We start from the raw sequence: 14,574 nt of genomic DNA on the forward strand, positions 1-14,574 counted from the left end.
GTGCTCGAGGAGATCGCGATCGAGAACCTGGGCGTCATCGAGACGGCACGGGTGCCGCTGGCCGACGGCCTGACGGTCATCACCGGCGAGACCGGCGCGGGCAAGACGATGGTGCTCACGGGCCTCGGCCTGCTCATGGGCGGCAAGGCGGACGCCGGCGCCGTGCGCCCCGGGGCGTCGCGCGCCGCCGTGGAGGGCCGGGTGCGGGTGACCGGCCGTGAGGACGTGGCCGCACGGGTCGACGAGGCGGGCGGCGAGGTCGACGACGACGGCACCGTCGTCGTGCTGCGCACCGTCGCCGCGGGCGGCCGTTCGCGCGCGCACCTCGGCGGCCGGGGCGTCCCCCAGGGGGTGCTCGCCGACATCGCGGACGAGCTCGTGACCGTGCACGGGCAGGCGGACCAGCTGCGCCTGCGCACGCCGGCCAAGCAGCGCGACGCCCTGGACACGTTCGCGGGCGCCCGGCACCGGGCGACGATCGAGGAGTACCGGGCGGCGTGGGCCGAGCGCGCCGGGCTGCTCGCGGAGATCGACGACCTGACGACGCGCGCCGCGGAGCGCGCCCGCGAGGCGGAGCTGCTGCGTCTGGGGCTCGCCGAGATCGAGCGCGTGGACCCGCAGCCGGGGGAGGACGCCGAGCTGACCGCTCTCGTGGCGCGGCTGGGCAACGCCGAGGGGCTGCGCGTCGCGGCCCAGGAGGCGCACGACACGGTGGCGGGCGACGACGTCGAGACCGACGGGACCGCGGTCGCGGCCGTGGAGCGCGCCCGCCGCGCGCTGGAGGCGGTGGCGTCCGACGACCCGGCGCTCGGCGAGCACGCGACCCGCCTGGCGGAGGCCGGCTACCTGCTCGCCGACGTGGCGGGCGAGCTCGCGTCGTACGTGGACGGACTCCAGGCGGACCCGGCCGGGCTGGAGACGGCGCACTCCCGCCTGGCCGAGCTGGGGGCGCTGACCCGCACCTACGGCGAGACGATCGACGACGTGCTGCGGTGGGCGAGCGACGCCGGGCTGCGCCTCCTGGACCTCGACGACGGCGGCGAGCGGCTGGAGTCCATGCGCCGCCGCACGGCCGAGCTGGACGACGTGCTCGCGGCGGCGGGCGAGCGGGTGAGCGAGGGGCGCCGGGCCGCGGCCGACGCGCTCGCCGCGGCCGTCACGGACGAGCTCGCCGGCCTGGCGATGGCGGGGGCGCGGCTGGTCGTGCGCGTCGAGCCCGCCGCCGAGCCGGGGCCCTCGGGGCTCGACCAGGTGACGTTCCTGCTTGAGCCGCACCCCGGTGCGCCCGCCCGACCGCTCGGCAAGGGGGCCTCGGGCGGCGAGCTGTCCCGCGTCATGCTGGCCGTGGAGGTGGCGCTCGCCACGGCGCGCGTGGAGGACGAGCCGGGCGACGGCGCTCTGCTGCCCACCTTCGTGTTCGACGAGGTCGACGCGGGCGTCGGCGGCCGTGCCGCGGTCGAGGTCGGTCGGCGCCTCGCCGCGCTGGCGCGCCGCACCCAGGTCGTGGTGGTGACGCACCTCGCGCAGGTCGCGGCGTTCGGCGACGCGCACCTCGTGGTGACGAAGTCGCAGGGCGCCGCCGGCACCGAGGTGGACGACACCGGCGCCGACGGCGCCGACGGTACCGACGTCGAGGACGGCGTACCGGCGGTGACGGTGACCGGTGTGCGCGAGGTCACCGGCGACGCCCGCGTCCGTGAGCTGGCCCGGATGCTCTCCGGCCAGGAGGAGTCGGCCACGGCTCGCCAGCACGCGGTCGAGCTCCTGGAGTCCTCCATCGTGGGACGATAGGGGCGATGAAGATGATCCTGCGCAAGCCCGACCGCGCCGCCGACCCCGGCGAGGACCTGCCCGAGGTGCAGGGGCCCGCGCGCGTCGGCGCGCGGACCAAGGACCTGACGAAGCGCCTGCAGGCCGGTGACGTCGCCGTCATCGACCACGTCGACATCGACCGCGTGGCCGCCGACGCGCTGGTCGCCGCGGGGCCGGCGGTCGTGCTCAACGCCGCCCGCTCGACGTCGGGCCGGTACCCCAACGCGGGACCCGGGATCCTGGTCGAGGCGGGCATCGTGCTCGTCGACGGCCTCGGCCCCGACGTCATGAGCCTGCCGGAGGGCACGGCGGTCGGCGTGGAGCAGGGGAAGGTCGTCGTGGACGGCGCCGTCGTCGCCGAGGGCACCCGCCAGACGCCCGAGACGATCGAGGCGGACATGGCCGCCGCCCGCGAGGGTCTCTCCGTCGAGATCGAGAACTTCGCCGAGAACACGATGACGTACCTGCGCCGGGAGCGTGACCTGCTGCTCGACGGCGTCGGCGTGCCGGACGTGCGCACCCGGATCGACGGCCGCCACGTGCTCATCGTGGTCCGCGGCTACCACTACCGCGAGGACCTCGCGATGCTGCGCTCCTACATCGCCGAGAACCGGCCGGTGCTGGTGGGCGTCGACGGCGGCGCGGACGCGATCATCGACGCCGGGTGGAAGCCGGACATGGTCGTCGGCGACATGGACTCCGTGTCGGACAAGGCGCTGGCGTGCGGGGCGGAGATCGTCGTGCACGCCTACCGCGACGGCAACTCCCCGGGGCTGGAGCGGGTCCGCGCGCTCGGCGTCGACCCCGTCGTCTTCCCCGCGACCGGCACGAGCGAGGACATCGCGATGCTGCTCGCGGACGACAAGGGTGCCGAGCTGATCGTAGCGGTGGGCACCCACGCGACGCTCGTGGAGTTCCTGGACAAGGGCCGGGCGGGCATGGCCAGCACGTTCCTGACCCGCCTGCGGGTCGGGGGCAAGCTCGTGGACGCGAAGGGCGTCTCGCGCCTGTACCGCACCCGCATCTCGAACCTGCAGCTCACGCTGCTGTCGCTGGCCGGCGTGGCCGCGGTGCTTGCGGCGCTGTGGTCGACGTCGGCGGGGCAGACGTTCTTCGGGCTCCTCGGTGCGCGGATCGACGACGTCGTCTCCTGGGTGGGTAGCCTCTTCGGCGGTTGACCTCCCCGACGCGCGACCGCGGGTGTCCGCCCGCCGCGGGCCGGTGCCGTCACCGGAGCCCGACCCGCACCCGACCACCCTGCACCTGACCGCCACCCCATGAAGGAACCCCTGCCGACGTGATCGACTTCAGATACCACCTCGTCTCGCTGATCTCCGTCTTCCTGGCCCTCGCGGTCGGCATCATCCTGGGGGCGGGGCCGCTGCAGGGGGCGATCGGGGAACAGCTCACGGACCAGGTGGACGCGCTGCGGAACGAGCGCAACGCGCTGCGCGAGGACATCGACGCGGCACAGGAGAACCTCGACGAGCAGCGTCGCTTCGTCGACGCGGCGGGCGACCAGCTCGTGACCGGATCGCTCGCCGCCCAGCGGATCGCCGTCGTCGACGTCGACCAGGTGGGCGACGACACCGAGCGCGCCGTGCTCGACGAGCTCGACGACGCCGGCGCGCGCGTCGTCGCGCACGAGTCGCTGACCGAGTCGTGGACGGCGGCGGACGAGAGCACGCTGCGCGACACGGTCGCCGGCGGGCTGCGCGAGCAGCTCGGCGAGGAGGCCGCGGGCAACCTCATCGACGACGAGTCGAACACCGCCGAGCTGCTGGGCGCCGCGCTGACGGTGGCGCTCACGGACACCGACGCCGACGCTCCCGGCCAGCGCAGCAGCGAGGCGCAGGAGCTGCAGCAGCTGCTCGAGCGGGTCGGCCTGATCGAGGTCGAGTCCGCCCCGGAGGAGCCCGCGGACGCGATCCTCCTGCTCTCCGGGGGCGCGACGGACATGCCGGAGGAGCCGACCGAGGGCGGCGACCCCGAGACCATGGGCGCGGCGGCGCTGGCGACGCTCGCCGGCACGGCGTCCGAGCTGGCGGCGACGGTGCTGGCAGGCCCGACGACCACCGAGGGCGACCTGATCGCGACGGTCCGCGGCGACGAGGAGCTGGTCGACACCGTGACGACGGTGAGCGGCATCGAGCAGCGCACGGGCCAGATCGTGGTGCCGCTCGCGATCGCCTCGACCAGCACCGGGGTCGTGGACCAGTACGGGTTCGAGGAGGGTGCCACGGTCCTGCCGCCGCCCGCCGAGCAGGCGTCCGGCGACGCCGGCGGGAGCGCCGCGGGCGACCAGGGCGGCTCCGGCTCGGGAGACGAGTCGTGAGCCGGCGGGGGGCGCGGGCGGGAGCGCTGCTGCGCGCGGGCCTCGTCGCAGGGGCCGTGACGGTCGCCGCGCGCCGGGTGCTCGACACCGACCCCCCGGGCGGCGCCGCGCGCTGGACCCGGACCAACCACCGCGGCGAGCCCGTGAGCATGCTGGAGGGGCCCGCCGTGGCCGCCGGCCTGTCGGCCGGGGCGCTCGCCGGGAGCGACCCCCGCACCCGCACGGCCGCGGCGCTCGCCACCGCCGGGGCCGGGGCGTTCGGCCTCGTGGACGACCTCGCCGAGGACGCCTCCACCCGCACCAAGGGGCTGCGCGGCCACCTCGGCGCGCTGGCGCGGGGCACGCTGACGACGGGTGGCCTGAAGGTGCTCGGCATCGGGGCGACCTCGATGGTGGCGGCCGCCGTCGGGACCCGGCGCACCGGCGGGGCGGCGGGGCACGCGGCCGACGTCGTCGTGAACGGCGCGCTGGTGGCCGGCACGGCCAACCTGCTGAACCTGCTGGACCTGCGCCCCGGCCGCGCGTTCAAGGCGGCGACCGTGCTGAGCCTGCCGGTCGCGGGCGGCTCGGTCCCGGCGGCGGGCGCCGTGGTCGGCGCGGCAGCGGCCGCCGCACCGGGCGACCTGGCCGAGCGGGACATGCTCGGCGACGGCGGGGCGAACGCCCTCGGCGCGCTCGTGGGAGCGCAGTGGGCGTTCGGCGCGCCGCGCGCGGTGCGCGTCGCCGCGCTGGGGGCCGTCGTCGGCCTGACCCTCGCCTCCGAGCGCGTCAGCTTCTCCGCGGTGATCGACCGCACGCCGTGGCTGCGACGGGTCGACCGCCTCGGGCGGCGACCGGCGCCCGAGACCGCGGCGCCCGAGACCGCGGCGCCCGAGGCCGCCTCGGGCGCGGACGAGGACGCGCGGGCTTGACCACGCCGGCCGGCCGGGCGCGTGCCGGCCAGACGCTCGCGGGCGCGGCGGTGCTCATCACCGTCGTCACGCTCGCGAGCCGCGTGGTGGGCTTCGGCCGCTGGCTCGCCCAGGCGCACTACCTCGGCACGGGCGGCGTCGACGGGCCCTTCAACGCGGCGAACCTGCTGCCGAACGTGCTGTTCGAGGTGGCCGCCGGGGGAGCGCTCGCCGGCGCCGTGGTGCCGCTGCTGTCCGGCTTCCTCGTCCGGGGCGAGCAGGAGAAGGTCTCGCGGACGGCGTCCGCGCTGCTGGGGTGGACGCTCGTCGTGCTCGTCCCGCTGGGCGGCCTCATGGCGCTCCTCGCCGACCCGATCTCCCGCCTGCTGCCGCTGGAGGACGCGGCCGACGTCGCCGTCGCCGCGGACTTCGTGCGGGTCTTCGCGCTGCAGGTGCCGCTGTACGGGCTGTCGGTGGTGCTCGGCGGCGTCCTGCAGGCGCACAAGAGGTTCTTCTGGCCGGCGTTCGCCCCGCTCGTCTCCAGCCTCGTCGTCATCGGCGTGTACGCGGTCTTCGGGGCGCTCGCCGACGGGAACCAGCAGGACGTCGCCGCGCTGTCGTCCCGCGCGCTCGGGTGGCTGGCGTGGGGGAACACCGCGGGGGTGGCGTTCCTCGCCCTGCCGTTGCTGCGGCCCGTGCACCGCACCGGGGTGCGGCTGCGGCCCACGCTGCGGTTCGTCGACGGCGAGGGGCGGCGCGCCGCCCGGCTCGCCTTCGCGGGGATCGGCGCCCTGGTCGCGCAGCAGCTGTCCCAGCTCGCGCTGATGTGGGCCGGGATCCGGGCCGGCGGGGACGCCACCTGGACCATCTACCTGTACGCCCAGCAGGTGTACCAGCTGCCGTACGCGGTGCTGGCGTTCCCGATCGCCACGAGCGCGTTCCCGCGCTTCGCGGAGCTCGCCGCGCAGCGGGCCTGGGACGGTCTCGGCCGGCTGGTGTCGTCCACCACGCGCGTGCTGGTCACCACGATGGGGGCCGGGGCCGCCGCCCTCGTGGCCGCGGCCCCGTTCGTCGAGGACGTGTTCGACATGGTCGTCTCGCACGGCGACGCCGCGGGCATGGGCGGTGCGCTGGCGTGGATGGCGCCGGGGCTGCTCGGGTTCGCGCTGATCCTCCAGCTGTCCCGCCTCCTGTACGCGGTCGACTCCGGGCGGGCGGCGGTCGTCGCCACGGCGTCGGGCTGGGCCGTCGTCGCCGCCGGCGCGCTCGCCTGCGTGCCGGTCTTCGCCGGCCGGCCCGGGGGCGTGACCACGCGGGTGGAGGTCCTGGCGTGGCTCGGCGCCGCGGTGACGGCCGGCATGACGGTGGCGGCGGCGGGGCTGCTCGTCGCGGTGCGCCGCCGGCTCGGGCCGGCGGCGCTGCGGGGCGTCCCGCGCACGGGTGCGGTGGTGCTCGCGGCGGGTGCCGCGGGGGCGACGCTCGCGCGGTGGCTGCTGCCGGCCGGTGGCTCCGGGCCCGGGGCGGACGGCGGGGGCACGCCGTTCGACCTCGGCCGGTTCCTGGCGGACGTCGGCCTGGGCGTGGCGGCGGGCCTGCTGGCGGCGGTCGTCGTGGTCGTCGTGGTCGCCGCGGCGGACCGCGAGGTGCGTGGGCGTGTCGCGTCCGTGGCCCGGCGGGCCCGCGGGATGCTCCGTCGCTGACGAGGCGCCGATCCGCCCTCACGGCTCTGACCTGCACCGACCCGAGGCCGCGGAGAGGAGGACGACGGGCGGCCGCTGTGACGTCGGCCCGGGTCTGCCGGAACGGTCCGCTCCGCCGCGTCGGGGGCCCGTGCGTCGGTTAGCATGGAGTTCCGTGGCCGACACCATTCGAGAGACCCGCCCTCAGCCCCGTACCCTCAGCCGCGCCGGTGCCACGCACCAGACGCGCCACATCTTCGTGACGGGTGGTGTGGCCTCGTCGCTCGGCAAGGGACTCACGGCCTCCTCGCTCGGCCGCCTGCTGCGCTCGCGCGGCTTGCGGGTCACGATGCAGAAGCTCGACCCGTACCTCAACGTCGACCCGGGCACGATGAACCCGTTCCAGCACGGCGAGGTGTTCGTCACCGAGGACGGCGCCGAGACCGATCTGGACATCGGCCACTACGAGCGGTTCCTCGACATCGAGCTGCCCGCCTCGTCCAACGTCACGACCGGCCAGGTCTACTCGTCCGTCATCGCCAAGGAGCGCCGCGGCGAGTACCTCGGGGACACGGTGCAGGTCATCCCGCACATCACCGACGAGATCAAGTCGCGCATGCGGGACCAGGCCGGCGCCGACGTCGACGTCATCATCACCGAGATCGGCGGCACCGTCGGCGACATCGAGTCCCAGCCGTTCCTCGAGGCGGCGCGGCAGGTGCGCCACGAGCTCGGCCGCGACGACTGCTTCTTCCTGCACGTCTCGCTCGTGCCCTACATCGGCCCGTCGGGCGAGCTCAAGACCAAGCCGACGCAGCACTCCGTGGCCGCGCTGCGCTCCATCGGCATCCAGCCCGACGCGATCGTGCTGCGCGCCGACCGCGTCGTGCCGGAGTCGATCAAGCGCAAGATCGCGCTCATGTGCGACGTCGACAACGAGGCGGTCGTCAACGCGGTCGACGCGCCGAGCATCTACGACATCCCCCGGGTGCTGCACGCCGAGGGCCTGGACGCCTACGTGGTGCGCCGCCTCGACCTGCCTTTCCACGACGTCGACTGGGACGGGTGGAGCCAGCTCCTGGAGCGCGTGCACGAGCCGGAGCACCACGTCGAGGTCGCGCTCGTCGGCAAGTACATCGACCTGCCCGACGCGTACCTGTCGGTGACCGAGGCGTTGCGCGCCGGCGGCTTCGACAACGACGCCAAGGTCGGCATCCGGTGGGTCGCCGCGGACGACTGCCAGACTCCCGAGGGCGCGCAGGAGGCCCTGGACGGCGTCGACGCGGTGCTGGTGCCCGGCGGCTTCGGCGTGCGTGGCATCGACGGCAAGGTCGGCGCGCTGCGCTGGGCCCGCGAGAACCTGGTCCCGACGCTCGGCATCTGCCTCGGCCTGCAGTCCATGGTCATCGAGTACGCCCGCAACGTCCTCGGCCTCGCCGACGCGTCGTCGACCGAGTTCGACCCGGACAGCGACCACCCGGTGATCGCCACGATGGCGGAGCAGCTCGCGATCGTCGGCGGGGACGGGGACCTCGGCGGGACGATGCGCCTCGGCGCCTACGACGCGCACCTCGGCGCGGGGACCGTCGTCGCGAAGACGTACGGCGGCGAGCGGGCCTCCGAGCGCCACCGGCACCGCTACGAGGTGAACAACACCTACCGCGAGCAGCTCGAGGCCGCGGGCCTCGTGTTCTCCGGGACCTCGCCCGACGCCAGCCTCGTGGAGTTCGTCGAGCTGCCCGCCGACGTCCACCCGTACTACGTCAGCACGCAGGCCCACCCGGAGTTCAAGTCCCGTCCCACGCGCTCCCACCCGCTGTTCTCCGGCCTGGTGGCGGCGGCCCTGGTGCGTCAGGGCGCCACGGCGTGAGTGACGCGGATGGCCGGCCGGCGGACGGCGCGCCCGACGTGCCCGAGGTGGTTGACGAGGTCGACCCGCGCCCCGTGCTCCGGCACGAGCGCCTGTACGACGGCCGGATCATCGACCTCGTGCGCGACGACGTCGACCTCGGCGACGCGGGCGTCGTGACGCGGGAGTACGTGGACCACCCCGGGGCGGTCGCGGTCGTCGCCCTGGACGACGAGGACCGTGTGCTGCTGCTGCGCCAGTACCGCCACCCGGTCCGTGCGTTCCTGTGGGAGGTCCCCGCGGGGCTGCTCGACGTCGACGGCGAGCCCGCCGCCGACGCGGCCGCGCGCGAGCTGGCGGAGGAGGCCGACGTCACCGCGGAGTCGTGGGCCGTGCTGACCGACTACGCGACCACGCCGGGCAGCTCCAACGAGGCGGTCCGCGTCTTCCTGGCCCGGGGCGTCGCGGAGGTCGCCGCGGCGGACCGGCACGCCCGCACCGGCGAGGAGGCGGGCATCGAGACCCGCTGGGTCCCGCTGGACGAGGCCGTGGCGCGGGTGCTGGACGGCAGCCTGCACAACCCGTCCGCCGTGGTCGGTGTGCTCGCCGCCGCGGCGAGCCGCGCGGGCGGCTGGGCCTCCCTGCGCCCCGCCGACGCGCCCTGGCCGTGCCGACCCGGCGCCTGAGGGGGCGGTAGGCTCCACAGGCGTGCACGACCACTCCCGCCCCGCGCTCGGGGCCGACGACGCGCCGCCGGTGGACGCCGCGGCGGCCCCGGCCGTCCGGGTGCTCGGGCCGGTCCGGGTGGCGGGCCCGGACGGGGGCCCGCGCGGCCCCCGCGGTGCTCGCGCGTGCGCGCTGGTCGTGCTGCTCGCCCTCGCGGGGCGTCGCGGGGTCTCCTCGACGGCGCTGGTCGACCGGCTGTGGCACGAGTCCCTGCCCGCCGACCCGCGCGCTGCCCTGCAGAACCTCGTGTCGCGCCTGCGGGCCGTCGCCGGGCGTGGTGTCGTGCGCGCGACCGAGACCGGGTACGCCCTCGACGTGGCCACCGACCTCGACGCGGCCGGCGACGCCCTCACCGTTGCCCGCCGCGAGCTCGTCTCCGGCGATCCGCGCGTCGCCGCGGACACCGCGGGGGCGGCCCTGAGCCTCTGGTCCGGCACGCCCGGCAGCGACCTCGAGGGCGGGGAGTTCGCCGGGGTGGCCGCCGAGCTCGCGGCGGTGGCCGGGCGCCGCCGCGACGAGCTCCGGGTGGTGCGCCGGGACGCGGCGGAGGCGGCGGGGCAGCACGCCGTCGTCGCCGAGCTCGCCGGGGCGGACGTGGCCGCCGACCCCTCCGACGAGGACGCTGCGCGCGCCCTCATGGGCGCGCTCGGCGGCCTCGGCCGCCCGGCGGAGGCGCTCCGGGTGTTCACCCGGCTGCGGTCCGTGCTGGTGCGCGAGCTGGGCAGCGAGCCGGGGCCGGCGACCGCGACGCTCTACGAGCGCCTCGCCGCCGACGTCGAGCGGCGCGGAGAGGCCGCGTCGGCGGCGGTTCCCGGGCCTTCGCCGGCGACCCTGCCGGAGCCGCCGACCGGCTCGGTGCCGCCGCGGACCGGTGCGGGCCACGACGGTGGGACGGCGCACGCCACGGGCGCGACCGCCCGCGGGGTGCGCACCTACCCGACGCCGCTGGTCGGCCGCGAGCAGGACGTCGTCTCCGTGCTGGAGACGCTGGGTGACGCCCGGCTCGTGACCGTGCTGGGCCCGGGCGGCCTCGGCAAGACGCGCCTGGCGCAGGAGGTCGCGCGACGTTCGCTGGAGCGCACCCCCGTCGTGGTGGTCGTCGAGCTCGTCGGTGTCCGGACGGACGAGGACGTCGTCCTGGCGCTCGCGGACGCCCTGGGTGTGGCGCCCGGAGCGGGGTCCGTGCGGCTGGCCGACAGGCTGCGGGCCGGCGACCTGGAAACTCAGGTGGCGGCCCGGCTGAGGGAAGCCCACGCGCTCGTCGTGCTGGACAACTGCGAGCACGTCGTGGAGGGCGCGGCCCGCTGGGCCGGCGCGCTGCTGGACGTGTCCTCGCGGCTTCGGGTGCTCGCCACGAGCCGGACGCCGCTCCTGCTCGAGCACGAGGTGACATACGCGCCGTCCCCGCTCGGGTCGGACCCCGACGACGAGGACGGGGGCCCCGCGGTCCGCCTGTTCGTCGAGCGGGCGCGCGCCGTGCGCCCCGACGCGCTGCTCGACCGCCCGGCGGTCGCCCGCCTGTGCGAGCGCCTCGACGGGCTCCCGCTGGCCATCGAGCTCGCCGCGGCGAGGATCCGCACGCTGAGCGTCGCGGAGGTGGACGCACGGCTCGACGAGCGGTTCGCCCTGCTGCGGGGACGGGACCGCTCGGCGCCGGACCGGCACCGCACGCTGGAGGCCGTGCTCGACTGGAGCTGGAACCTGCTCACCGCCGGACAGCAGGCGCTGTGGCGCCGCGCCGCCGTGCTCCCGGACGGGTTCTCGGCGGAGGCGGCGCGGGCCCTGGTGCCCGAGGGGCGCGGGTGGCAGGTCGACGACGACGTGGATGCGCTCGTGCTGCAGTCCCTGGTGCGCGTCGAGGAGGCGGACGGCACGAGCCGCTACCGCATGGTCGAGACCGTGCGGGAGTTCGGGCTCCTGCGGCTCGCCGCGGCGCAGGAGGAGGACGTGGCCGAGGAGGCGGTGCTCGGGTGGACGATGACCGTGGCACGGCGCTGCGCCTCACGCCTGCTGTCGCCGGAGCAGGTGGACGCCGCGGCCGAGCTCGGCCGCGAGCAGGAGAACCTGCTGTTTGCGGTGCGGCGGGCGGTCGAGCGCGGACGTCCGGACGTCGCCGTGCGCGGGTTCGTCGCGCTGCTCGGCAGCTGGGCGTCCCGCGGGGCCGAGGAGCGCGTCCTCGGGCTCGCGGACACGGTCCTGGAGGCGTTGCGCGGCTGGGACGTCCCCGACGAGCACGCCGACGCGACCGCCATCGCGCTCGAGGTGACGGCCGCGGTGTCCGCCTTCGGCCCGCCGGGCCGGGCAGGCCGTGCCCTCGGTCGTCTCCGGCGCCTGCTGCGCTCGAGCCCTGCTGTCGGCTCGCGGACCCGGGACCTGTCCGCGGTGGTGCTGGCGCGGGGGCCCGAGGAGCTCGCCGACGTCCTCCGGCGGCTGCAGCGGTCCGAGGACCGGTACACGTCCTTGATGGCGCACATGTTCGAGGCGCAGCAGCGGGAGAACGACGGCGAGCTGACGCGTGCGGTCGAGCTGGCCGTCGCCGCCCACGACGACGCGCAGGCGCTGGGCGATGTCGCGGCGACGGCGACGACGGCGATGGTGGTCGCCTCGTTCCTCGCGGAACGTGGCGACGCCGGCGCCACGCCACGATGGGTCGACGCCGCGAGGACCGGCTTGGAAGCGCTCGGGGCCCGCGAGATGGAGCGCCAGGTCCGGTGGATCGAGCTGAGCGCCGCTCTGGTGCTCGGCGACCTGCGGTCCGCGGACGCGACGGTCGCGGCCATGGACGAGGCGCTCGGCGGGGACCGGGGCCAGCACCGGTCGGCGGAGGCGTCGTCCCTGGTCGAGCTGGGCCGGGGAGAGATCGCGTGGCTGCGCGGGGACCGCGACGGAGCGCTGGCGCACCTCGCGCGCGCGGTCGCGTCGTTCGGCGCGGGGCAGCCTATGGGAGACGGCGCCCCGTGGTTCCTCATGGTGTCCTCGGCGGCGCTGGTGCGGCGCGTGCAGGCCGGTGCTGGTGACGACGGCGGCCTCGTGCGCCGAGTCGTCGACGTCGGTCGCGCGGTCAGGGGTGCAGGCCCGGGCTTCGTCGACCGGCCCGTGCTCGGGACGTCGGCGGTCGGGGTCGCGTACTGGGCATGCCTCGGCGCGGACCCGTCGGGCCTGCGTGACCGGGAAAGGATGGCGGCCGGCGTCGAGCTCCTCGCCCTGGCCGGCCGGCTCGGCGCGCGACAGGACTTGCCCGTCCTGCGCCTCGACGGCTTGCGGGACGCCGTCCACGAGGCCGCCGACGACGCCGACCTCGTGCGCACCGTGGAAGGCCGGGTCGCGGCCCTGGACCGCGACGAGCTCGTGCCACGGACCGACGAGCTCCTGGGCCGCCTCGCGACGGAGGCGGACCAGGAGCCGGGCAGGTCGGGTCAGGCCTTCTTCATGTAGCTGCGCACGGCGAGCGGGGCGAAGACCGCCACCACCACGGCGGAGCTGAGCAGCGCGATGCCGACCTCGCCGCTCATCGAGCCCGTGCTCGCCAGGTCCCGCACGGCAGTGACGAGGTGGGAGACCGGGTTGACGTCGACGAACCCCTGCAGCCACGACGGCATGGTCTCCACCGGGACGAACGCGTTGGACAGGAACGTCAGCGGGAACAGGACCAGGAACGAGATGCCCTGCACGGACGAGGCGGAGCGGGCGATCACGCCGAGGAACGCGAAGATCCAACTCAGCGACCAGGCGCACACCACGACGAGCAGGCCGGCGAGGAGCACGCCCCCGACACCGCCACCGGGTCGCCAGCCCATGATCAGGCCCATGACGATCGTGAGAGTGGTGGCGATCAGGTAGCGCACGGTGTCGGCGACCAGGGCGCCCGCCAGGGGCGCGATGCGGGCGATGGGCAGCGACCGGAACCGGTCGAAGACACCCTTGTCCATGTCCTCGCGCAGCTGCGTGCCGGTGACGGCGGACGTCGTGATGACGGTCTGCACGAGGATCCCCGGGATGATGATCGGCAGGTAGCTCGCCACGTCGCCGGCGATCGCGCCGCCGAAGATGTAGGTGAACATCAGGGTGAAGATGATCGGCTGCACCGTGACGTCGATGAGCTGCTCGGGCGTCCGGCGGATCTTGATCAGGCCGCGCCGGGCCATGGCCAGCGAGTCGCTCACGGCCTGCCGGACGGTCACGCGGTTGCGCAGCGTGCGCTCGGAGCCGGGGACGATGCGTCCGCCCGGTGCCGTGGGTGCCGCGGGGGCGGTGGTCATGGTGGTCATGCGGGGATCTCCTCGGGCTCGGGAGCAGCAGGGGTGGTGTCGCTCGTGGCGTGGCCGGTCAGGGTCAGGAAGACCTCGTCGAGCGTGGGCCTGTCCATCGACAGCCCGTCGAGGTCGACGCCGCGCTCGCGCAGGCGGACCAGGAGCTCCGTGACCCGGGCGGGGTCGGCGACGGGGACGGTGAGCCGCCCGGACTCGGGCGAGGGCGTCCCGGGAACGCCGAGGACGTCGTGCGTCGCCTCGAGGGCGCCGGCCAGGTCCTCGGGGCGCAGCAGGGTGAGCTGCAGCGACTGCTGGCCGACGGACGACTTGAGGTCGTCGGCGGTGCCCTCGGCGACGACGCGCCCACGGTCGATGACGGCGATGCGGTCGGCGAGCTGGTCGGCCTCGTCGAGGTACTGGGTGGTCAGCAGGACTGTCGACCCGGTGGCGACGAGGCGTCGGATCGTGTCCCACATCTGCCCGCGCGTGCGCGGGTCGAGGCCGGTGGTCGGCTCGTCGAGGAAGAGCAGCGGCGGCTGCGCGATGAGGCTGGCCGCCAGGTCGAGCCGGCGGCGCATGCCGCCGGAGAAGTTCCGCAGCGGGCGGGCCGCGGCGTCGGTGAGGCTGAACTCCTCGAGCAGGTCGCGGGTCCGCCGGGCCGCGGCCGCTCCGCGCAGCCCGTTGAGGCGGCAGAAAAGCATGAGGTTCTCGGTCGCGCTGAGCGTCTCGTCGACCGAGGCGTACTGCCCGGTCACGCCGATGAGCTGGCGCACGACGAACGGCTCACGGGCGACGTCGTGCCCGAAGACGGCGGCCGACCCGCCGTCCGGCCGCAGCAGTGTCGAGAGCATGCGGATGGTGGTGGTCTTGCCGGCGCCGTTGGGGCCGAGGACGCCGTAGACCGACCCGGTGCGTACGGTCAGGTCCACGCCGTCGACGGCGCGGTGGTCGCCGAAGGTCTTGACGAGGCCCGTGGCCTCGATCGCGTTCGTGGTCATGGCTCCACGGTGGGCGTGGCCGCTCGCACGACGCT

General features: G+C 75.8%; 10 protein-coding genes. 8 read left to right on the plus strand and 2 right to left on the minus strand.

The window, feature by feature from the left end; translation table 11 throughout:
- From recN to EYB28_RS09660, 8 genes are all read left to right on the plus strand, one after another.
- Entirely contained in the window at nt 1–1,791 is a 1,791-nt protein-coding gene (recN, locus tag EYB28_RS09625; protein WP_166847099.1) for a DNA repair protein RecN, read from the plus strand.
- Between the two features lie 5 nt (nt 1,792–1,796).
- The gene (steA, locus tag EYB28_RS09630; protein ID WP_166847102.1) at nt 1,797–2,990 is read left to right on the plus strand and encodes a putative cytokinetic ring protein SteA; all 1,194 of its coding nucleotides are present in this window, start codon (nt 1,797–1,799) and stop codon (nt 2,988–2,990) included.
- A gap of 119 nt (nt 2,991–3,109) precedes the next feature.
- Nucleotides 3,110–4,147 carry a copper transporter gene (locus EYB28_RS09635; RefSeq protein ID WP_166847104.1) on the plus strand — a complete coding sequence of 346 codons (1,038 nt, stop codon included), beginning with the start codon at nt 3,110–3,112 and terminating at the stop codon, nt 4,145–4,147.
- Nucleotides 4,144–5,058, plus strand: a complete 915-nt coding sequence (locus EYB28_RS09640; protein ID WP_240930477.1) for a hypothetical protein — start codon at nt 4,144–4,146, stop codon at nt 5,056–5,058. The genes EYB28_RS09635 and EYB28_RS09640 overlap by 4 nt, the downstream gene beginning before the upstream one ends.
- Complete coding sequence (murJ, locus tag EYB28_RS09645; RefSeq protein WP_166847107.1) at nt 5,055–6,737, plus strand: murein biosynthesis integral membrane protein MurJ; 1,683 nt, start codon at nt 5,055–5,057, stop codon at nt 6,735–6,737. The genes EYB28_RS09640 and murJ overlap by 4 nt, the downstream gene beginning before the upstream one ends.
- A 166-nt stretch (nt 6,738–6,903) precedes the next feature.
- Entirely contained in the window at nt 6,904–8,586 is a 1,683-nt protein-coding gene (locus tag EYB28_RS09650) for a CTP synthase (protein ID WP_166852098.1), read from the plus strand.
- Nucleotides 8,583–9,251 carry an NUDIX domain-containing protein gene (locus EYB28_RS09655; RefSeq protein WP_370459463.1) on the plus strand — a complete coding sequence of 223 codons (669 nt, stop codon included), beginning with the start codon at nt 8,583–8,585 and terminating at the stop codon, nt 9,249–9,251. The genes EYB28_RS09650 and EYB28_RS09655 overlap by 4 nt, the downstream gene beginning before the upstream one ends.
- A gap of 22 nt (nt 9,252–9,273) precedes the next feature.
- Entirely contained in the window at nt 9,274–12,726 is a 3,453-nt protein-coding gene (locus EYB28_RS09660) for a BTAD domain-containing putative transcriptional regulator (RefSeq protein WP_166847110.1), read from the plus strand.
- Here EYB28_RS09660 and EYB28_RS09665 read toward each other — a convergent pair.
- Together EYB28_RS09665 and EYB28_RS09670 are read right to left on the minus strand one after the other, a co-directional pair.
- Nucleotides 12,708–13,559, minus strand: coding sequence for an ABC transporter permease (locus EYB28_RS09665; protein WP_166847113.1), 852 nt, complete (start codon nt 13,557–13,559; stop codon nt 12,708–12,710). The genes EYB28_RS09660 and EYB28_RS09665 overlap by 19 nt on opposite strands.
- Nucleotides 13,556–14,539: an ATP-binding cassette domain-containing protein gene (locus EYB28_RS09670; protein ID WP_166847116.1), complete on the minus strand. Its 984-nt coding sequence runs from the start codon at nt 14,537–14,539 to the stop codon at nt 13,556–13,558. Before EYB28_RS09670 ends, EYB28_RS09665 begins: the two co-directional genes overlap by 4 nt.
- Nucleotides 14,540–14,574: the final 35 nt, after the last annotated feature.

This window comes from Isoptericola sp. BMS4 (assembly GCF_011634835.1).
In the GTDB taxonomy this organism is placed as follows: domain Bacteria; phylum Actinomycetota; class Actinomycetes; order Actinomycetales; family Cellulomonadaceae; genus Isoptericola.